This is a genomic window from Streptomyces sp. NPDC004126, assembly GCF_050275515.1.
Taxonomy (GTDB): Bacteria; Actinomycetota; Actinomycetes; order Streptomycetales; family Streptomycetaceae; genus Streptomyces.
In genome coordinates this window covers 187,184-206,875 of sequence record NZ_JBNNPF010000008.1, presented here as the reverse complement: position 1 = coordinate 206,875, position 19,692 = coordinate 187,184, and the positions used below count along the sequence as shown (strand labels likewise).

18 protein-coding genes and 1 rRNA gene are annotated in these 19,692 nt (G+C 69.7%); 12 read left to right on the top strand and 7 right to left on the bottom strand.

What is annotated here, in order from left to right; translation table 11 throughout:
- The first annotated feature begins 130 nt into the window (after positions 1-130).
- From ACQKM2_RS10725 to serS, 11 genes are all read left to right on the top strand, one after another.
- Complete coding sequence (locus ACQKM2_RS10725) at positions 131-874, top strand: class I SAM-dependent methyltransferase (RefSeq protein WP_427708416.1); 744 nt, start codon at positions 131-133, stop codon at positions 872-874.
- A 9-nt stretch (positions 875-883) separates the two neighbouring features.
- Positions 884-1,588 (top strand): ABC transporter ATP-binding protein, encoded by a 705-nt coding sequence (locus tag ACQKM2_RS10720; protein WP_427708414.1) that lies wholly within the window; start codon positions 884-886, stop codon positions 1,586-1,588.
- Entirely contained in the window at positions 1,585-3,390 is a 1,806-nt protein-coding gene (locus tag ACQKM2_RS10715; RefSeq protein WP_427708412.1) for a hypothetical protein, read from the top strand. The genes ACQKM2_RS10720 and ACQKM2_RS10715 overlap by 4 nt, the downstream gene beginning before the upstream one ends.
- Complete coding sequence (lxmK, locus tag ACQKM2_RS10710; protein WP_427708410.1) at positions 3,387-4,502, top strand: class V lanthionine synthetase subunit LxmK; 1,116 nt, start codon at positions 3,387-3,389, stop codon at positions 4,500-4,502. Before ACQKM2_RS10715 ends, lxmK begins: the two co-directional genes overlap by 4 nt.
- 1 nt (position 4,503) lies before the next feature.
- Positions 4,504-5,406, top strand: a complete 903-nt coding sequence (locus ACQKM2_RS10705) for a T3SS effector HopA1 family protein (RefSeq protein ID WP_427708408.1) — start codon at positions 4,504-4,506, stop codon at positions 5,404-5,406.
- Positions 5,407-5,604: 198 nt separating this feature from the next.
- On the top strand, positions 5,605-5,754 hold the full coding sequence (locus ACQKM2_RS10700; RefSeq protein ID WP_007264905.1) for an LxmA leader domain family RiPP: 150 nt from the start codon (positions 5,605-5,607) through the stop codon (positions 5,752-5,754).
- A gap of 83 nt (positions 5,755-5,837) precedes the next feature.
- Positions 5,838-7,127 carry a M16 family metallopeptidase gene (locus tag ACQKM2_RS10695; protein ID WP_427708406.1) on the top strand — a complete coding sequence of 430 codons (1,290 nt, stop codon included), beginning with the start codon at positions 5,838-5,840 and terminating at the stop codon, positions 7,125-7,127.
- The gene (locus ACQKM2_RS10690; protein WP_427708404.1) at positions 7,124-8,446 is read left to right on the top strand and encodes a M16 family metallopeptidase; all 1,323 of its coding nucleotides are present in this window, start codon (positions 7,124-7,126) and stop codon (positions 8,444-8,446) included. Before ACQKM2_RS10695 ends, ACQKM2_RS10690 begins: the two co-directional genes overlap by 4 nt.
- A complete protein-coding gene (locus ACQKM2_RS10685; protein ID WP_427708402.1) occupies positions 8,443-9,051 on the top strand; it encodes a flavoprotein in 609 nt (202 codons plus the stop codon). The genes ACQKM2_RS10690 and ACQKM2_RS10685 overlap by 4 nt, the downstream gene beginning before the upstream one ends.
- Positions 9,041-9,946, top strand: coding sequence for a hypothetical protein (locus tag ACQKM2_RS10680; protein WP_427708400.1), 906 nt, complete (start codon positions 9,041-9,043; stop codon positions 9,944-9,946). The genes ACQKM2_RS10685 and ACQKM2_RS10680 overlap by 11 nt, the downstream gene beginning before the upstream one ends.
- A 99-nt stretch (positions 9,947-10,045) precedes the next feature.
- Positions 10,046-11,338, top strand: a complete 1,293-nt coding sequence (gene serS, locus ACQKM2_RS10675) for a serine--tRNA ligase (protein WP_427708399.1) — start codon at positions 10,046-10,048, stop codon at positions 11,336-11,338.
- Positions 11,339-11,631: 293 nt separating this feature from the next.
- On the opposite strand, the gene ACQKM2_RS10670 is transcribed toward serS, so the two are convergent.
- The 3 genes from ACQKM2_RS10670 to ACQKM2_RS10660 all read right to left on the bottom strand — a co-directional run bounded on the left by ACQKM2_RS10670 (position 11,632) and on the right by ACQKM2_RS10660 (position 15,353).
- On the bottom strand, positions 11,632-12,399 hold the full coding sequence (locus tag ACQKM2_RS10670; RefSeq protein ID WP_427708397.1) for a hypothetical protein: 768 nt from the start codon (positions 12,397-12,399) through the stop codon (positions 11,632-11,634).
- A gap of 258 nt (positions 12,400-12,657) precedes the next feature.
- Positions 12,658-13,218, bottom strand: a complete 561-nt coding sequence (locus ACQKM2_RS10665; RefSeq protein ID WP_427708438.1) for a nucleotidyltransferase domain-containing protein — start codon at positions 13,216-13,218, stop codon at positions 12,658-12,660.
- 68 nt (positions 13,219-13,286) lie between these two features.
- Positions 13,287-15,353, bottom strand: coding sequence for an ATP-binding protein (locus ACQKM2_RS10660; RefSeq protein WP_427708395.1), 2,067 nt, complete (start codon positions 15,351-15,353; stop codon positions 13,287-13,289).
- A gap of 358 nt (positions 15,354-15,711) precedes the next feature.
- Here ACQKM2_RS10660 and rrf point away from each other — a divergent pair.
- Positions 15,712-15,828 (top strand): 5S ribosomal RNA (gene rrf / locus ACQKM2_RS10655).
- 57 nt (positions 15,829-15,885) lie between these two features.
- Here the strand turns inward: rrf and ACQKM2_RS10650 are convergent.
- From ACQKM2_RS10650 to ACQKM2_RS10635, 4 genes are all read right to left on the bottom strand, one after another.
- The gene (locus ACQKM2_RS10650) at positions 15,886-16,863 is read right to left on the bottom strand and encodes a BsuBI/PstI family type II restriction endonuclease (protein WP_427708394.1); all 978 of its coding nucleotides are present in this window, start codon (positions 16,861-16,863) and stop codon (positions 15,886-15,888) included.
- Positions 16,864-18,411 (bottom strand): Eco57I restriction-modification methylase domain-containing protein, encoded by a 1,548-nt coding sequence (locus ACQKM2_RS10645; RefSeq protein WP_427708392.1) that lies wholly within the window; start codon positions 18,409-18,411, stop codon positions 16,864-16,866.
- Positions 18,412-18,736: 325 nt separating this feature from the next.
- Complete coding sequence (locus ACQKM2_RS10640; protein ID WP_427708390.1) at positions 18,737-19,192, bottom strand: NUDIX domain-containing protein; 456 nt, start codon at positions 19,190-19,192, stop codon at positions 18,737-18,739.
- A 175-nt stretch (positions 19,193-19,367) separates the two neighbouring features.
- Complete coding sequence (locus ACQKM2_RS10635) at positions 19,368-19,517, bottom strand: hypothetical protein (RefSeq protein WP_427708389.1); 150 nt, start codon at positions 19,515-19,517, stop codon at positions 19,368-19,370.
- Positions 19,518-19,692 lie beyond the last annotated feature (175 nt).

The following is a 19,692-nucleotide window of genomic DNA, read 5'->3' as shown; positions in this document are numbered from 1 at the left end:
CCGCCGCCCTTCCCGCGGCGGCGCAGACCGACCACCGCCGCCCTTCCCGCGGCGGCGCAGACCGACCACCGCCGCCCTTCCCGCGGCGGCGCAGACCGACCACCGCACGCCCCTTCCGAAAGAGAAACCCATGGATTCCGCCACCACTTACGACGCCCTGGCCGATGTCTACGACCTGATGTACCCGCCCGCCTCGCCGGACATATCGGACGCCGTCGCCTTCATCGCCGACCTGGCCCCGGAGGGCGGCCGCGTCCTCGAACTCGGCGTGGGCAACGGCCGGATCGCGATCCCGCTCGCCGAGCGCGGCCTGACCGTGCACGGCATCGACGGTTCCGAGCAGATGCTGGAGAAGCTCGCGGCACGGGACCCGGAGGGGAAGGTCGCCACCACGGCCGCCGACTTCACCACCGGCGGCACCGGCGAAGAGTTCGACGTGGTGTTCATCGCCCTCAACACCTTCTTCGCCCCGACGACGGCCGACGCCCAGGTCCAGTGCATGCAGCGGATGCGCGAGCAGCTGGCACCCGGCGGCCGCGTGGTCATCGAGGCGTTCGAACCGCGCGCCTTCCACCAGCAGGAGGGCGAGAAGACCAGCACCCGGTACCTCTCCCCCACCTCCGTGATGGTCGACAGCACGCACGTCATGCGCGACCGGCAGCTGATCCTCGTCATCCACACCGTCGTCGACGGCGGGGTGCCGCGCCCGACCCAGGAAGTCATCCGCTACGCCTGGCCCACCGAGATCGACCTGATGGCGCGCCTCGCCGGCCTGCGGCTGGTGGAGCGCCGCGGCGGCTGGCGCGGAGAGGCCTTCGACGCGAACAGCCACCGCCACGTCTCCGTGTACGAGGCCGTCGAAGACCCGAAGTAGGCACCGGACATGAAGGCGACCCGGAAGGCGACGCGCAAGGCGGCTCCGGTCAGGAGCCTGCTCCGGCTGACCGACGTCAGCCGCAGTTACGGGGACCGGAGCGTACTGCGCGCGGTCACCATGGAGCTGGCGTCGGCGCAGTGCACCGTACTGGTGGGGGACAACGGATCGGGGAAGTCGACCCTCCTGCGGCTGGCGTGCGGCCGCGAGCAGCCCACGTCGGGCGAAGTCCGCTTCGACGGCGAGCCCCTGCACGAGGACTCGCCCCGCACCCGCGCCCGGGTGGCCACCGTGATGGAGGCCGGCTCGGCCTATCCGGACCTGACGGTGCGCGAGCACCTGATGCTGGTCGCCGTCGGACACGGACTCGGCCGCCGCGCCGGCGAGACGGTCGACCGGGTACTGGCCGGCCACCGGCTGGCCGGCCACGCCGGATCCCGGCCCTCGGCGCTCTCGTCGGGGCAGACCCAGTCCCTGCTGCTGGCCTCGGCCTTCGTACGGCCGCACGACCTGCTGGTGCTGGACGAGCCCGAGCAGCGGCTGGACGCCCGGGCCCGCGTGGAGCTGGCGCAACGGCTCACGGCCCACAAGAGGCAGGGAGTGGCGATCCTGCTCGCCACCCACGACGACGAGCTGGCCGCGGCCGTGGCGGACCACGTGCTCACCCTGGAGGACGGACGGGCCACCGTGGCCCCGGTCAGGGGGGACCGGTGAACTCCCGGCACACCACCGACCGCACCACCAACGACCGCGCCACCACCGGCCGCACCGCCGACGACCGCACCACCACCGGCGCCGGCACCGACGACCGCACCGGCACCGGCGCCGACCTGCGCCGGCGCACGGACGAGACGCTGGCGTTCCTCCACGAGGCCCGCACCGCGACGCGCCTGGGCAAGCGCAGGAGCAACGCCTTCGTGCTGTACTGCGTCGCCCTGGGGACCGCCTTCTGGGTGGTGCCCCTCCTCATCGCCGCCGCCGGGGCCGGACGGCGCGGTGAGTGGCACGGCAGCACCTCCGACCACCTGCTGGCGGGCCTCCCCGTCGCCGTGCCCGCGCTGCTGACGCTGGTGGTGGTCCACGCCGCCCGCGGCGCCGTCTGGCGGGGCCCGGTGCTCGTGGACCTGCCGACCGTCTCGTGGCTGCTGCCCCTGCCCGTCCTGCGCGGGCCGCTCCTGCTGCCCCGGTTCCGCGCCGCCGCGCTCCGCGCGGCCGCGATCGGCCTGGCCGGCGGCGGGGTGCTGGGCTACCTGCTCTCGATCGCGGGCTCCGCCGCCTGGCTGCCGCTGACCGCGGCGGGCGCGTGGGCCGGCACCGCCGCGGCGCTGACCGCGGTGGCCGCCGGGCTGCTCGTCGAACGCCACGACCGCGCGGTCGCCCGCAACGCCGTCCGGTTCCAGGGGGTCACCTGGACGCTGGCGGCGGGCGCGGTGGCGCTCTGCGCGTACGCGGTGCTGCGCGGCCCCGGCGGCCCCGGCGGCACGCTCGTCCTGTGGTCCGGCCCCTGGGGGTGGGCCGCCCAGCCGCTCGTCGACGCGGCCGGGCACCCCACCCCGGGCTGGCCCGCCGGGACGGCCCTGTCCGCGGCGTTCACGCTCGCCGCGCTGCTGTTCGCCCGGCGCGCGACCCCGGACGTCCCCGAGGAGGCCCTCCGCGCCCGCGCCACCGTCGCGTCCCGGGTCTCCGCCTCCGTGTACTCCCTCGACCTGCGCCAGGCCCGTTCCGCTGCGCGCGGCACGCGGGGGCAGCGCGCCAGACCGCTGCTGCGGCTGCCCGTGCCCCGCAGCCGGTGGCTGATCGTGCCCTGGCGCGACGCCACCGGACTGCTGCGCGCCCCGGGTCGCCTGCTGTGGGCGGCCCTGTGGGGCGCCGCGGCACTCGGCCTGGGCGCCGCCGCCCACCACGCCCCGCCCGACGGGCAGGCCGCCCTGTGCGCGGCCGCCCTCGTCGCCGAGTACCTGGCGGCGGCGCAGCTGACGGAGCCCGCCCGCCTCGACAGCGACGACGCCCGCCGCTCCGCCAACCTCCCCTGGGAGTTCCGGGCCCTCGCGCTGCGGCACGCCTGGGTGCCGTGCGCCCTGCTGCTGGGCTGGCTCGGCGCGGGCACCGCCGCGGCCTGGCTCACCGGCCGGGGGACACCGTCCCTCGCGGTGCTGGTGGCGGCGGTGCCGGCCATGGTGGCCGCCGCGCTGGTCAGTTCGTACCGCGGGACGGTCCCCACCCACCTGCTGGTCGGCGCGGAGACCCCCATGGGCAACACCGCCGCGCTCCAGACGGGGCTCTGGTACGCGCGCGGCCCGCTGGCCGCGCTCGTGCTGTCCGCCCCGGTGCTGGTCACCGCCGACCGCGCCCAACAGGCCGGCGCCGGCCACCTCGGCTGGCTGCTCCTGGTCGGCGCGGCGGGCATGTGGTGGGCGCGGCGCACCGCCCACCGGCTGCACGGCGCTCCGCCCGGCCGGCCCCCACGAAACGCGGGCAGAAGACTGCGCGCCTACCTCATCACAAGGCTGAAATGACCGACGATCTCGCCACAACACCCGCCGTGCAGGGCCTCCTGGAGCGGCTCGGGCTCGGCCTGCTGCCGCCGCCGCAGGGCGACGGGCCCACCGGCCGCAACCGGAACGCGGCCGGCCGGACCACCACCGGCCGCGCCGTCTTCGTCAAGCAGCTGGACGCCCGGCAGCCGGACGCGGCCCGCCGCTTCCGCCGGCAGCTCGCCTACGAGGAAGCGGCCGCCGCCCTCGGCGGGCCACTGGCCTCGCCGGAGTGCCTGGGCTGGGACGCCGACGAGCTGCTGGTCGTCTTCGAGTGGCTCGAAGGCGCCCGCTCCGGCTCCGACCTGGCCTCCGACGAGGAGTTCGACGACGAACTCGCCCGCCGCGCCGGGGAGATGATCGGCGCGCTGCACTCCCTCCCGGCGGACGCCCTGCCCGCCCGGGGCCCCGGGACGGCCGAGCCGGACCCGATCCTGCTCCCCCCGCTGGAGTTCTTCGAAGCGCTCCCCCTCGCCTACCACACCCAGGCGAGCGGGGCCTCGCTGGAAGCCTGGGGGATGCTGCAGCGCGACACCGAACTCGCGGGCGCGCTGCGCCGGCTGCGCGCCGAGGAGACGGCCGCACCGACCTCCTTCGTCCACGGCGACCTGCGCCTCGACCAGTTCCTGCTGCACGGCGGACGGCTGCGCCTGTGCGACTGGGAGGAGTTCCGCAGGGCCGATCCGGCCCGGGACGTCGGCGCGTTCGTCGGCGAGTGGCTGCACCGCGCCGTGCTCGACATCCCGTCGAAGGACGCGGAGCTGAGCGGCCCGAGTCCGCAGCTCTCCCACCAGGACGTGGTCGAGCGCGGCGTGGCCGAGCTGAACCGGCTGCGGACGCGCAACGTCGCCTTCTGGGCGGGCTACCGGGCGGCCACCACGTCCGCCCCCGCCACGTCCGCCGCCGCGTCCGCCGACCCCGGCCTGCCCGTCCGGGCCACCGCCTTCGCCGGCTGGCACCTCATCGACCGGATGTTCGCCTCCGCCGAGCAGCGGCCGCGGCTCACCGCCATCGACCGGGCGGCCGCCGGCATCGGACGCTCCGCAGTGCTGCACCCCGAGAAGTTCACCACCGTCCTCGGCCTGGAGGCTTGAGATGGACGCCTTCCCCCACCTCGCGGAACTCCTGTCGGACGTGCGCGTGCACCCCGGGACCCGCAGCGCCCGCGTCGGCGACCGCGGCATCACGGCGGACACGGCCGGCCGGCTCCGCCAGAAGCTGATCACCGCGCTCTACGAGACGTTCCACGTGGGCCACGCCTTCGCCGAGGAGCGGCCCCGGACCTACCGGGACCCGCTGTTCGAGGAACTGCTGGGCGCGGCCACGCCGCACGACACGACGATGGCCGCCGCCCGCCTCGACGGCGACGGCCTGGTGCTGGTCGACGGGGTGCGCGTACGCGTTCCGGAGCCGGACGTCGTGGGGCCGCGGGTGCGGATGCCCGCCCGCCGCCCCGGCCTCTCCCCGGGCTTCTTCCTCGTCGACGGGTCGCGGGGGCATTCGTCCCGGCGGCCGCTGCTGCGGGTGTACGTGCACGTGCGGACCCCGGAGGAGGCCGTACGGACCTGGGGGGAGGTGCTGGGCGCGCTGGAGCGCGACGGGGTGCCCTACCGGGCCAAGGTGACCTCGTCCCGCCGGCTGTTCCCGCGCCGGGACGGCCTGGTGGTCTACCTGGGCGAGGACGCCTGGCACGGCGCCTCGGTCGTCGCGGCCGCGGTACCGCGGCCCGACGCGCCCCACCTGACGGCCCCCACCTCCTCCTTCGCCAGGGAACTGGCTCCCGGCATCGCCATCGCCTGGGAACCCGAGGACGCCCGGCCGGGCATGCGGGGGATGAGCTTCGGGCAGCACCGCGCCGCCGCCGTCGCGGACGCGCTGCTGGCGCACGCCGCCGGGGCCGGCCGCACGCTGGACGACTGCCTGCGGGAGCAGCTGACCGCCGCGAATATCGACCACGAGGAGCTCCACAGAAATATGGATTCCCCTCGACTTCCCTAAGTAGCGCATTCGACTTCCCTAAGTCGCGCCACTCCCGCACGGAATGCCGGGCAACCTTCCTAAGTAGCAGCCGAACCCCGTGACGCGGCCCACAGATTGATCGCCGGGACTCCGGATGATGATCTACTTGGAAACGCCAGAAGGGCGGGGCCCAAACGGGAAACCGCTCATCGAATTCTTTATCAAGGGGGAATCCCAATGGACTCCATGGACCTCATCGCCGGTTACGCCGCCTACACCACGCCGGAGGAGCTCGCCGCTTCCGAGGCCACCGACGCGCCGGCCATCACCACCACGGTGACCTCGTCGGAGATCTGCATCACGATCACCGTCGGCTGGGGCTGCTGACCTTCAGCGCCGATCCGCCAGTGGCCCGGGCCCGTCCTTCGGACGCCGCCCGGGCCTCGGCCCGAAGAGGGAGTTCCCACGTCATGCCGGAGGATCTCGAATCCCCCTCCCGCTTCACCCTGCCCAACGGCCTGCGCGTCGTGCTGTGCCGACGGGGCACGGCCCCGCTGGCGGCCGTCTGCGTGCACTACGACGTGGGGTTCCGGTCCGAGCCGGAAGGGCGCAGCGGGTTCGCCCACCTCTTCGAGCACCTGATGTTCCAGGGCAGCGAGAACGTCGGACGCTCCGAGCACTTCACGATCGTGCAGGGATCGGGCGGAACGGCCAACGGCTCCACCCGCCAGGACTACACCGAGTACTACCAGATCGCTCCCGCGTCGGCCCTCGAACGGCTTCTCTTCCTCGAGGCGGACCGAATGCGGACGCTGCGGCTCACCCAGAATTCCCTTGACACCCAGCTGGCGGTGGTCAAGGAGGAAATAAAGCTCAACGTCCACGACCGCCCTTATGGCGGATTTCCCTGGACGAACCTCCCTTCGGTCCTCTTCCGGAAATTCTGCAACGCGCACAACGGCTACGGCGATTTCATCGACCTCGACCGCGCCACGCTGGAGGAGTGCGCCGCCTTCTTCGACGGCTACTACACGCCGTCCAACGCCGTGCTCACGATCGTCGGCGACATCGATCCGGCCCGGACCCTGGAATGGGTCGCCCGGCACTTCGGCGACATCCCGGCACGGCCGGCGGCAGCCCCGCAGGACCTGGCCGAACCCTGGCCGTCCGGTCCCAGGACCGGCGACCACATCGACCCGCGGGCCCCGCTGCCCGCCACCGCCGTCGGCTACCGCCTGCCCGACCCTGCCGCCGAACGCGAGCGCTACCTCGGCCACATCGCCCTGGCCGCGCTGCTCGGCGGCCCGTCCGGACGGCTGCGGCAGCGGGCCCTCGCCCGGGGCGTCGACCTCACGACCGCCACCGCCCAGTGCGGGTTCTTCGGCCCGTTCGACGCCCGCGACCCCGACACCTTCGTCGTGACGGCCCGTCATCCCTCGGTCCGGCACCGGGAGGTCACCGGCGCGGTCGCGGCGGCGCTGGAGGACCTCGCCGGACCGGGGCCCGACGACGCCGAGATGGCCGCCGCGATCGGCGGGACCGTCGCACGGTGGCACCGCAGGCACGACAACCTCCTCGCCTTCGCGCGGGCCGTCGGCGCCTCGGCCCTGCTCCACGACGAGCCGTCTCTGCCGGTGGACCTCCCCGGGCAGCTGGAGGCCCTCGGTCCCGGCGCGGTGCGCGACGCGGCCGGGAGCCTGGCCGGCAGCGCACCCGCCGCACTCCTGGTCCACACGCGCGACGCCGGAGGAACACCGTGACGCGGCCCCTGCCCCCGCTCCACCCCGAGAAGCCCCTCGCCCTCCCCCGCGTGGTCGAGCGGCACCTGCCCTCCGGCCTGCGGATCTTCGCGGTGCCCAGGAAGGGCGCCCCGCTCGTCGAGGTCCGCGTCCTCGTCCCGCTGTCGGCCGGCGACCCCGTACGGTCGGCCGCGGCCGAGCTGCTCACGACGACGGCCTTCACCGGCTCCGTACGGCTGGACGGCCGTGACGTCCCCTGGGACTCCGCCTTCACCACCGGCCGGCCCCAGGCTCAGCGCATGGCGGAGTGGCTGACGGTCGTCGGGCACGTGCCCGCCGCCGGGCTCGACCGGATGCTCGCGATGACCGCCGCCTGGCTGGCCGCGCCCGCCGTCCCCGAGGACCGCCTCGCCCGCGAACGCGAACGGCTGTCCCAGGCCCTGGCGATCCTCGACGCCCAGCCCCAGCGCATCGCCCTGCGCGAGCTCAACCGGGCCCGGTACGGCGACCTGCCGGTCTTCGGCGCGTGGCCGCCGGCCGCCACCGTGGCGGCCCTCACGGCGGACGACGTGCTCGACACGCACCGCACCTGCCTCTCGCTCGGCGAGGCCCGCGTGATCGTCGTCGGGGACATCGACGCCGGCACCACCGCCGACACCGTGGCCCGGGCCTTCGCCGGCCTGCCCGCGGGCGCCGCGGCACCCGTCCGCCCCGGGCCGGCGCCGGCCGGCCGCATGCGGCTGGTCCCGCGCCCCGGGGCCGCCCAGTCCCACGTGGCGCTGTCCGGGCGTTCCGTGCCCTTCGACGACCCCCGGTACCCCGCGCTCGCCGTGGCCAACGCGGTGTTCGCCGGGTACTTCTCCTCCCGGCTGGTGGCCAACATCCGCGAGCGGCGGGGCCTGGCCTACCACGCTCTGTCGCGCTTCGACCGCACCCTCGGCTCCCCGTCCACGGTGACCGACGTGGTCTGCGGGACGCCGTCGACCGGGCTGGTGGTGTCCGAGGTCCTCGCCGAGCTGACGAGGCTGGTGGAGAGCCCGCCGACGCCGCGGGAGATCGACGGCGCCCGCACGTACCTCAGGGGCTCTCTGCTGACCGCCACCGCCTCCCAGTCGGACCTGGCCAACCTCCTGGCCTCGCTGTGCTGCTGGGACGTGGGCACCGACTGGATCCAGGAGTACCCCCGGCAGCTCCTGGAGGTGACTTCGGACGAGGTCGCCGCGGCCTGCCGGGACTTCTTCGGCCCCGGCCCGCAGGCGGGCGTCGTCCTCGGCGACCCGGCGGCCGCGGGGCCGTCCCTGACCCGGTTCGGATTCGAGGCAGCAGGAGAGCAGACGTGACCCACGAGGAAGTCCCCGCAGGCGGCGTGCCCGTCCCGGAGTTCACCGCCGAACGGCTGCTCCTCGTCGCGACGGGCGCCGTCCACGCGGCCCACCTGCCCACCTGGGCGGGCTGGCTCCGGCTGGCCTACCCGCGCCTGGAGACCCGTATCGTCGTCACCCGCAGCGCCGAACGCTTCGTCAGCCGGGCCGCGCTGGCCGCCCTCGGCGGCGGCGACGTGCTGCTCGACGTCTGGCCGGAGGAGGCCACGACCACCGCCCGGCACGTCGAACTCGCCCAGTGGGCGGACTCGGCGATCGTCTATCCGGCCACCATGAACTTCATCGCCCGCTTCGCCACCGGCATGGCGGACACCCCGGCCATGCTCGCCCTGCAGTGCACCCGCGCCCCCATAGCGGTGGCTCCGGCGCTCCCTCCGGGCGGGCAGGAGAACGTGACCTTGCAACACCACCTGAAGTCCCTCGGAGCCCGCCCGAACGTGGTGGTCGTCCCCACCACCCCCGGCCGCAGCATCACCACCGGACGCGACGACGCCGCCGTGCCGCCGCCGCTGCCCGTGGTGATCGGCGCACTGGCACGGAAGCGCGCGGCCCATGCTGGTTGAGGAATACGGCACGGGCCGGCTGCGCACCCGGATCTTCACGGCCCCGGACGGCAGCTACCTCTGGCACCGGACGGACCTGACGGGCACGCCGCCGCACCGGTTCGCCCATCCCTTCCCCTCCCCGAACGTCGCGGCGGCCACCTTCGACTGGGACACCGAGACCGAGACGGAGACGGCCTCCTACACCGCCCCGGGCGCCACGTCCCTGGCCCGCACCGTCTGGCCGCCCGCCCCCGCGCCCTTCGCCCTGGGCCCGGTCATGGAAGCCGTCGCCCACGCCCTCCGCGACATCGGCCGGCACCCCTTCCCGCCGGGCACCGCGGGACCCCCGCCCGCCCTCGACCGGCTCGGCCGGTGGCTCCGCACCGGCGCCGGCCCGGAAGGCGCGGTCCGGCTCCACCGGCTCTGTACGGACCGGCTGGGGCCCGCCCGGCTGGGCACCCTCGCCGAGTGGTGCCGGGACGCCGCCCCCGGCGGCCCGGACGACGCGCTGCTCCACGGCGAACCGTCCCTGGGGCTGACGGTCCCCGCGCCGGACGGCCGCCACACGGTGCTGCTGACCGGCGAGACCCTGTCCCGCGGAAGACCCGAGCACGACGCGGGCTGGCTCCTGGGCGAGCTCGCCGAGATGGCGGACGTGGCCGCCCGCAACCTCCCCGACCCGTCCGCGCCCTCGCCGTTCCGGCTCATGGCCGGCGCCTTCCTCACCGCCCACGGCGCCGCCCCGGACGACGTCCTCCTGTGCCGCAGCGCCACCCTGCGCCGCACGGCACACCTCCTGGACTTCGCCGGCAGCGTCGGCTGGAGCGCGGGCGTCAGCGCGTACGCCGACGCCCTGGCCGCCCTGACCGACGACCCCCGCTCCGTACTCGCCCCGCTCACCCCGCCGGCGTAACGGCCACCGCCGCGGCATCGCCGAGCTGTCGGTGGCCGGGGGTTGCTACCGTCGATCCGATTTCCCCGTCCCGCTCGCCGGAGAAGAAGGATCTTCCTCATGCATGATGCCCGCGCCCTGATCGACATGGGTGCCGAAGCGGTCCGTCGGCTCGCTCGTCGCGGCTACACCCTGGACCTGGCCCGGCTGGAAGACCTCCAGTCCCGGCGCAACCAGGGCATCCGCTCCGCCGACGACCTGCGGGCGGAGTCCAAGCGGGTCGCGAGCGAGGTCCAGCAGACGGCCAGGCAGGGCGGGGACATCTCCAAGCTGAAGGAGCGCGCCCGCGAGCTGAAGGACCGGATCCGGGACATCGAGACCGAGCAGGAGCAGGTCCAGCAGGAGCTGGGCGAGCTCCTCCTGACCATCCCGAACCTGCCCGACGACGCGGCTCCCGACGGCGACTCCGACGCCGACGCGGTGGAGATCCGCCGCGTCGGCACCCCGCCGGCCTTCTCCTTCGAGCCGAAGGACCACGTCGACCTCGGCGAGGCCACCGGCATCCTCGACTTCGCCCGCGCCACGAAGCTCTCGGGCCCGCGCTTCGCCGTCTCCCGCGGCGCCGGCGCCGCCCTGGAGCGGGCCCTGGCCACCCTCTTCCTCGACCTCCACACCCGACGCCACGGATACGTCGAGCACGCCGTCCCGTACCTGGTCACCCGCAAGACGATGACCGGCACCGGCCAGCTGCCGAAGTTCGAGGAGGACCTGTTCAAGACGGGCGTCGCCGACCGCGAGCTGTTCCTGATCCCGACGGCCGAGGTACCGCTGACCAACCTCTACGCCGACGAGATCATCCCGCCGGCCGAGCTGCCGCTGGCGCTGACCGCGCACACCCCGTGCTTCCGCTCCGAGGCCGGCTCCTACGGCCGCGACACCCGCGGCCTGATCCGCCAGCACCAGTTCGCCAAGGTCGAGATCGTCAGGATCGTCGACCCGGAGACGGCGGACACCGAGCTGGAGACGATGGTCGGCCACGCCGAGGCGTGCCTGCAGGAACTCGGCCTCGCCTACCGCGTGGTCAAGCTGGCCGCCGGCGACACGGGCTTCTCCGCCCGGCTCACGTACGACATCGAGGTCTGGATCCCGAGCCAGAACACCTACCGGGAGATCTCCTCGGTCTCGAACTTCGGCACCTTCCAGGCCCGCCGCGCGAACATCCGCACCCGAGGCGAGGACGGCAAGCCCAAGCCCGTCGCCACCCTCAACGGCTCCGGCCTGCCCATCGGCCGCACCCTGGCCGCGCTCCTGGAGCAGTGCCAGCAGGAGGACGGCTCCCTCGTGCTCCCCGAATCCCTCGTCCCGTACCTCGGCTTCCGCCGGATCAAGGCGGACGGCACCCCGGAGGCGTAGGACAGGCGACCCCAGGGCACTGCGCCCTGGGGTCGCCTGCCCCGCCGAACGGAACTCAGCCGCTTCCACGGAAAAACAGAAGACCCAAGTCACGGATGGTGACCTGGGTCTTCAGGATGGAGCCGCCTTCGGGATTCGAACCCGAGACCTACGCATTACGAGGCCCCACAAGATCATCCTGACTAGTGCCGGGAGGTGCCACAGAATCCCGTTTCCCCAGGTCAGAGACCTACGCCCCTTAACCCTCGTGCCGCCCAATCCACCCTGTCCCACCCAGTCCGCTCACGCAGCGCTCACGCAATGTCGTCGCCTCGGGCAGTCGGGCTGAGCTGCTTCTGGAGCTCCTCGATCCGGCTGCTCGTTGCAGCAGCACGCTGATGCTGGCGTCGGAGCTGCTCCTTCGCCTGGGTCAGCTCAGCAACAAGACGTGCCTGCTCCACCTCACTCCGGGCTGCCTCCACGCCATCGTCGGTATAGGCGGGTCCGAGCCGCTTGCTCTCGACAACCCCACGTCGCGTCTGACAGTCAGGGCAGTCGACCACCCGTCGGACGTACGTGTGCTCCCGGTGCTGGATGAAGGTGGTCACGTGATCGCAGGTGAGGGTCAGCTCCCAGGCGTCCAGGTCCTTCTTGCGTTCCTCGGCAGAGGGGAAGGACCGAAAGATCCGACTGAGCTTCTCGATCTGTGCCGGCCCCACGGGCGGTAGTGGACAGCAGAGAAAGCAGTGAGTCACGCGTGACCCGCTGGTGCCCCAGCGGCTGCTCTTACAGTCTGGGTGCAGCTGCTGGAAGCGCTTCTCCATCGCCTCGTGGTCACGCTTCTCCTCCTCGGTGAGATACATGAGCCCCGGCCAGTCCCCCAGCCCGTCATACATGGGTTCGCCACAACCTCGACATGGCACCCCGGCCTTGTACTCGTCCCAGGTGAGCCGTGTCCCTTCACGCGCCCATGTTTCACGCCGCTCCGTGTCCCGGCGATCCTTCTTCTCGGCGGCAAGAGCCTCACGGCGGGCCCGCGCGGCTGCACGCTTCGCCTTCTGCTCTTCAGTGAGCTTGGCCATCGATTCCCCTCGGAGGACCAGACGCGTACGGGGCCTACAAAGCTGATGCGCCTGCGCGGCCGACGGGGAAGCTACGTGACCGACGGCGCGACCCGGGACGCGACGATTGATCCTTCACCCTAAAGCGTGATCCGACTGCCCATCAGGCCCGTGCTGCGAGCTCGCAGAGCACCATCCACCACAGAACGGGGCTTGACCCCGAAACCCTCGCGCTCGAGGCCTGACCATAGGCCCGTTGGCCCTGGGGAGGTCGACCTTCTAATGCAGTCTCCGCCCCCAGGGGTGCCCCGGTTGGGTTATCTCGAGAGCACCGACCAACCACGCCCGCTGGTCCCTGCTCAGAAGCGGGAGCACCGCTTCAAAGTCCACCTCGTCCTTCTCCCTGGTGTTTTTTGCCTTGTAAAAAAGCTGCACCTCGGGGGTGAGGTATGGGGTTCCATTCTCAGCGAAGCGGCTGAGACGCTCGATGGGCATCCGGACCCGCAGGTCACGCCTCGATACCCATTCGCCGCCAACGGCATCGTCGAGCATGAGCTGCACCGACCACGGTTCCGCCGGGCTGCGGCGGCACCAGATGTCGTGAAGGGGTTCCTCGAGGGCTTCGCCGAGGCCCCACCTCCGGAGCTTCCGGCTGCCTGGAGGATCTGCAACGTGAAGATCCCAGCCCGCCAAGCACTCCTGGGCCCGTGCCTGATCGCGCCGCAGCACAAGAACGTCTAGGTCTCCGTGCATCCGCAGCTCGTGGCCGATGAAGAGCTCGATCGCCCGACCGCCAGCGATCCACCACGGAAAGTCACCTCCCTTGAAGAGCCCTGCCATCTCCGATGAGGGAGCAGGGCTCCACTCCCCGAGATCACCGCTCGTCACAGGCTCCGCCCCATCCCCATCTACTCCCCAGCGGCCCGCATAGGAAGGCAGATCCGGAAGGTCGCGCCCCCCAACTCCCCGTACGCGTCGGCCGAGAGATCCCCATCTTCAACCACCGACCTCCTGCCGCACATGTCAGCTACGGCATCACGGACGACGGTCAGGCCGAGGCCGGTGCTCTCGGTCCCCGACCCGGTTACACCCGGACGCCACATGTGTGCGACGTCGACGTCGACAATCCCCGGACCTGAATCGGAGAAGTCGAGAGCCGCGCGGCCCTCCTCCACCCGAGTCCGGACCCGTAGTGCTCGATCCCCCAACAGATCGCCGGCACGCGCAAATGCGTTCATGGCGTTGGCGGCCAGATTGAAGATGACAGCCTCCAGGTCCGACACCGCGGCCGCGACACGAACCGGCTCCTCCCAGTAGTCCTCCTTGATAGAGATGCCGCGTCGCTCCAGCTGGGGACGCATCGCACCCAAGGCACTGCTGACTACTTCATTCAGGTCGACGATGTCTACGCGGAAACCATCCGACCGGGCCGCTCGCGCAGCGATTCCCGCAAGGTCGATCACCCCGCGGCCTACTTCGCTGGCATCGCTCCCCGCTGCTGCCTCACGCCCGAACGCGGAAGCAAGGATCCCAGCAGTGGCGAGGGACCGGTACAAGAGATGCTCCGGTCGCATCGCTGGCAAGGGTGCCTCGTCGCGCTGCGCAGGCAGACTCGGCGCCAGCGTCAACAGCTCCGGCTGCGGTGCTGGGTCCCAAGCCCTAGGGTCGTCCGCCGAGCTCCTGGCTACCTCTGGGCGGTCAGTGATAGGGGCAAGCGCAGGGCGCTGGGCCGGCGAAGGGCGCTGAGCGGGAGAAGGAATCCCTAGCTTGGCACCGTCTCGGATCCTCTTTCGTTCCCTTGCTGCCCACTCCGTGGCGCCTCGGGCAAAATCACGGAGTTCAATGAACGCGGCGTTCTCCTGAAACCCCATCCGGTCTGTCTTCGGGATGAGAAGGCCATCCGGGTCATCGATCGATACACGCCCGATGCTGTTGTTGGTGGAGGGCCGAAGTTGCGGGTTGCGGGCCCGCAAGAGGTTCAGGTCCAGCCAATCGAAGCCCGGATCGCCGTAGGGATGCACACGCAAGCCTCGATGGAAAAGGTGAACGCCACCGACGACCTTGAGCCACGGACGCAGAGCAGCAAACTGATTCTTCGAGCCCCGAAGTTCGAACGAGCGCTTGTCCAGCAGGAACATCCACAGCTCGAAGGACGCCGCCGGCGCCTGGTACCTCAGAGGGGGCTGGAGTCGCCCCTCACGGCTGTCCGGCGCAATGTCGACGTGCTCCCCTCGGGTAATTGCGCGGCCTCTCCAGTCGTAAAGGACGGTACTCGCGTACCCCTCCTCGTCGAGATTGGCTTCGAGCTTGAATTCATACTCGTCGAAGAAGCTTCGATTGACTGCGTCCGAGACCCGGTCGAACTGAGGCGCGATGAGCGTCGCGGTGAAACCTGTGTCCTCGTCATTGAAGAACCCGGTGAGCAAGCGCATGGCACGGGCAAGCCGATCCATCTGCTCCTTGTCGAAGCCCTGCCGCAGCTGGTGCACAGTCAATGAGGTGCCGGGCTTCTTCGCTGTCGCCTGCGTTACAACTGTGAGCTCGACCTCCTCGACCGAGCCAACCGAGTCGTAGTCGGACCAGTCGATGACGAGCCTGTGCTCTACGCCGGGCTCGCTACGCGGGCGGGACAGCAGCTCAACCCGGCGCCCAAGGCGCAGTGCCGCCAGACGGCCCAACCCCTTCTCGCCGATACGACGGCGCTTGGAGTGGCTGTCCGTTGCACTGGACTTCTGAGACCTCCCGATGAGGAGGAAGCCCTCGCGGATGTCCTCGGCCGTCATGCCGTCGCCATCATCCTCAACCACAAGGGTGCCGCCGGCTTGGGTGGCGTTGTGGAGCTGAACGAGGGCCTTCGTCGCATCCGCGTCATACGCATTGCGGACGAGCTCAATCACCCCAAGGTCGGGGTGCGGGATCAGCTCCTCCCCCAGGCGGATCAGGATCTCCGGCGCGAAGCGCAGATGTGTGTTCAAGCGTCCTCCTTCGGGTCAGATCCGCCCGCGTCACAAGATCTCGGCAGGCACGCAGCGTAGCCAGCTGCACGCACAGCGCAGGCCGAGTGGCTAGATATCCTCGGCGCTAAGCGGCACACTTGGCCGGTTCTCACCCATTACTGGCCGCGCACCACGACCGTCCGGCCACCACCTGCCAGTTCGGGGACTCCCAAGAACCGGCCGCGACCAGCCCATCGGCTGGGGCGGAGCGCCGTCGCCCCCCTCAACCAGCGCTGTCGGCCCGGACGGCAGTACAAGCCTGGTGCACAGCGACCACTAGCCGCCTGTATACTCAGCCAACGAAAGTGCTTCTACGCTAGGAAGCGCTCACCAGATTTTCGGTGACCATAGCGGCGAGGAAACGCCCGGTAACATTTCGAACCCGGAAGCTAAGCTTGCCAGCGCCGATGGTACTGCGAGGGGGACCTCGTGGGAGAGTAGGTCGTCGCCGAATTAAACTCAAAGGGGCCGTTTCGCAAGATGCGAAACGGCCCCTTTTTTTGCGCCGATCCTAGCTGTACGGACCCAGGAACCGCTCACCGTTAAAGTGAATCAGATGTGTGGGGTTATCGGCACACCAGACATCCGTCTCCCAAGCGATTTCCTTGAGGTACTTACGCAGCTCGGCACGCGACGGGAGTGCCGAGATGAAGACGAGGCCAGCCGATGAACCCCGGAAGAGTTCACTGAGCTCCCGGTGCCTTTTGGCATCCACCGGGCCATGAGAGGACGCCGCTTCAATCAGGACGAGCCAGTTTCGATCCCGAAGAAAGACAACAACGTCCGGCATTTTTCCGTGCGAATCGACCGTGACACCGAGCTTCGCGAGTGAACCTTCTTCGAAGCTTGCCCATTTGTTGTCAGCATCGCCAACATAGAGCACTTCACCATTGGGCGTGTAGCGCTCGCAGAACTCGTTGATGATCTGCACGATCAGGGTGTTCTGCCCCCCGGGGCTGAGGTCAATCTTCTTTCCCCCAGGAAGCTGGACCGGGATCCTGTTCATCTCCCGCTCCCGCGCGTACAACGCCTGAAGACCCGGGCGCTGGTCAAGGTACTCAGCAAGCCGCTCATCGAACCCCTCCTGCCCGAACGATGTAATTAGGTCATGGGCAGCAGGCTCTATCTGGTAGCACCACTTCGGCGAGTTCACCGGCCGGTCCGGCTGATCGGGATTCTGCACAACGAGGCCAGCATCGACGAACTGGTGCAGCGTGAATCGGCGGATCGTCTCGCGACTATTTGCCGCGTAATCCTTCTTGTAAAACTCGCGCAGCCACTGCATGATCTGCACAGTCCGAAGCATCGACTTTTCGGCTTGCGTCCAGTCCTGATCAGGGCCGAGTTCCAGGAGAGCTAGGAGCACATAGGCCGAGCGCTCGTTGGAGCGTTCGGAGTCGAAACCAAGAAGCTCAAGAAGCCTCCGGGCTTCCGTAAGCTTATTTTCACGCGCGCCTCCGTTGAATTCGATGACGGTCTGCTCAGCCATTTAGTTTCCAGTCTCCGCCTTCTCGATGTTCCGCTCTACAACTTCGTCGATCTTTTCTTGCCCCAGCCAGACACCACTATCCCAGCCCCGACCAATCTCGGAGAGCTGCTTTCGGTTGGGGTAGCGAAGGTTTCGCAGGTCTGTAGCATTTACCTGGGTATGACCACTGAACCGCCGAATAAACCGGTCCAGCAGCGTTGAATTCAGCCACAAGCAGAGACCTCTCGCGACGTCTTCGGGCAAGCCTTCGCCACCCTCATGGAAGACGTTCACATGGTTCTCGAACCCAATTCTTTCGCAAGGGACCTGGCTTGGGTCGAACACGGCAGCCACCACACGACGCTTCTCCTCCTTGGAAGAGAGGCGCTTCACTACGACGTAATATCCGCGAGGGAACGTCATCTTCTCAGTTTCCCCGTTGAGCATGATGGCATTGTTCTTCTTTGCCCCCGGGACAGGCCAAGAAATCCCGCCCTCGCGCATATGCAAGGGATAGATCAAAGGAACAGACCCAGGGACGGGGTCAGGCCGGAGGTGCTCCTTACTCCGAAAGTCGACCACACGCCCGGTAGAGACCTGACAGCTAAGGTCAGCAAGGGCGGCCGGCAGGGCGGCATGGGCCTGCGCAAGCTCAGTGTCCTCTTCGTCAGCGCTGATGTGAATAAAGAATTCTCGATCCTCCGGATGGACCATCTCCGCATAACGAACGCTGCGACTTCGAACCTCGCTCGAGTAGCTCTTGCTAGTCGAAACCGTTACAGGACCCCGGTCATTAGCATCGGTTCGCGTCGCCGAGAAGATGACGTTCTCTTGCAGCACATCAGTGTCGGCGAAGACTTTATTGCGCGCTTCGAACACATGCACATGGTCGAGATGCATTCGATCCAGGAAATACTTCCGGAACGGACGGAAGTAGGGCCCATTAGCAAAGCTCCGAGGTGTAATCGCCACCAACTGACCGCCAGGCGCCAGCAGATGGACACCAAGCGCCATGAAGGCCGAGTAAAGATTTGATGTCTCGGTGCATTTCTCGGTAACCGCCCTACGCTCTCGCGAGTTTGCAGCCAGTTTCTTGTAGGGCGGATTCATGATCACCAGGTCGAAACGCTCTCGCGTCTCGGTGAACAAGCCTTCGTCCTCGGTCGCCCATGCGATGAAATCGCCAGGTACAAGGTTCACCTCGACGGAACCGCCCACTGCCTCCGCCGTGCTGACGCAGTCGGCGAGCGTGGCAGCCAGAGTCGCATGCAGCTGCGGATCCACCTCGCATGCCGTGACAGAGATGCGCGACCGCGGTTGCTCGCGCAAGATCCGCAGGACAAGGGAGGCGGTAAGGGAGCCGGCACCAGCACCAGGATCCAGAACGCGGATCGTCTCAGACGCTTCCAACCTGGCGAGGGAGGCGATGAAGTCCGCAGCAGGGGCAGGGGTGAAGTACTGGCCGAGCTTCGCACGCTGCTTAGCGTCCAATGCCGAGGACGATTCCTGCCTGCGCGCTTCCGTGCGGATCACAAGATCCGTCGCCGCTTCTGGTGCTCCTGTTGCCATAGACACAGCCTAGCCAGCAGTGGCTCCAGCCCTGCCCGCCTGTGGATAACAGGAGGGGCTGGTGTTCGTGGCGAGCCACGGGGGAGCAAGTCACGACCCGAGCCGGTTTCGAAGATCACGCCAACCCTGGGTCGAGGCGATGGTGCAGGTGGAGGCCTAGACGAAGGCGTGATTCGGCCGGGTCGCGTACCAGCGCTGTGATTCCGTTGCGGGGGATTTGCAGGGATTTGCAAGGTCCCTATCCTCGTGGCCAATGCGTAGTCGGAGACGCGCAGGGGTGCCGCTCTCTTGGTGGGCGGCAAGAGTGTCCGGAGCGCGAATGCGGTCAGGAACGTGCTCCTGGCGGCTCCCCGTGTTCCAGGTAGGCGGTCAGGCCGTTCACTCGGGCCTCGATGCCTGCCGCGATTCGGCGTGCAAGGCGGGGGATGGTGAGTTCCGGCACCCGGTCGGCGTCGTGAAAGTCGTAGCCGCGGAGCTCGTCCGCTTGCAGGGCGATCTGACGGCGGTCGTCGGCGCTCAGGCGGCCGCCTTCGAAGAGGTAGAGGACCTTGTCCCCCTCTCCGGCGTTCGGTGCCCAGTCGACGACAAGGAGGCGGCCGATGTGCGATGCGATGCCCAGTTCCTCCTGGACCTCGCGCGCGCAGGCTTGCCAGGGCGACTCCCCCTCCTCGACGTAGCCCCCGGGGATGTCGCGATAGTCCTTGTAGGACGGCTCGACGAGCAGGACTCGATCTTCTTCGTCGAAGAAGAGAGCGCCCGCTGCCATGCGGGGGCGGGCCATTTCGCTTCGTGCTCGTTCTCGCTCACGGTTCGGACTCTAACTGCCCGCGACGATACCCAGCCTGCGGGCCAGATCAGCCACGGCATGGGCAGGCCGACGCTGGTGCCTGGTCTCGGCCGGACCGTCCCGAACGGGGCCGAATGAGATCAGAGCTGGGCTACGGAGGCGTGGTTAATCAGGGTGCACCGAGCTTCACGCTGAGGCAGTCGTTCGAATCCACCGCCATCCCGGTCGGGGTGTAAGCGATGACACCGTGCTCGGTCCCAGCCAAGGCCCGCATCGCGGTGCAGCGCTGGCCGGCATCGCCGCTGGTGTACTTGATCACGACTGAGTCCCTGCGGTCGGCTGGGTCCTCTTCGGCAGGGTTGCCGGGCAGGATGTAGGCCGCCTCAACGTCCTGGACGTGCTTCACCCATGCGGGCACTCCGGCGCCGTAGCTGGGGGCCACGCGTGGGGTGGGAGTGCCATCGGTCTGTGGCGTTTCCGCACTCGTTGGCGAA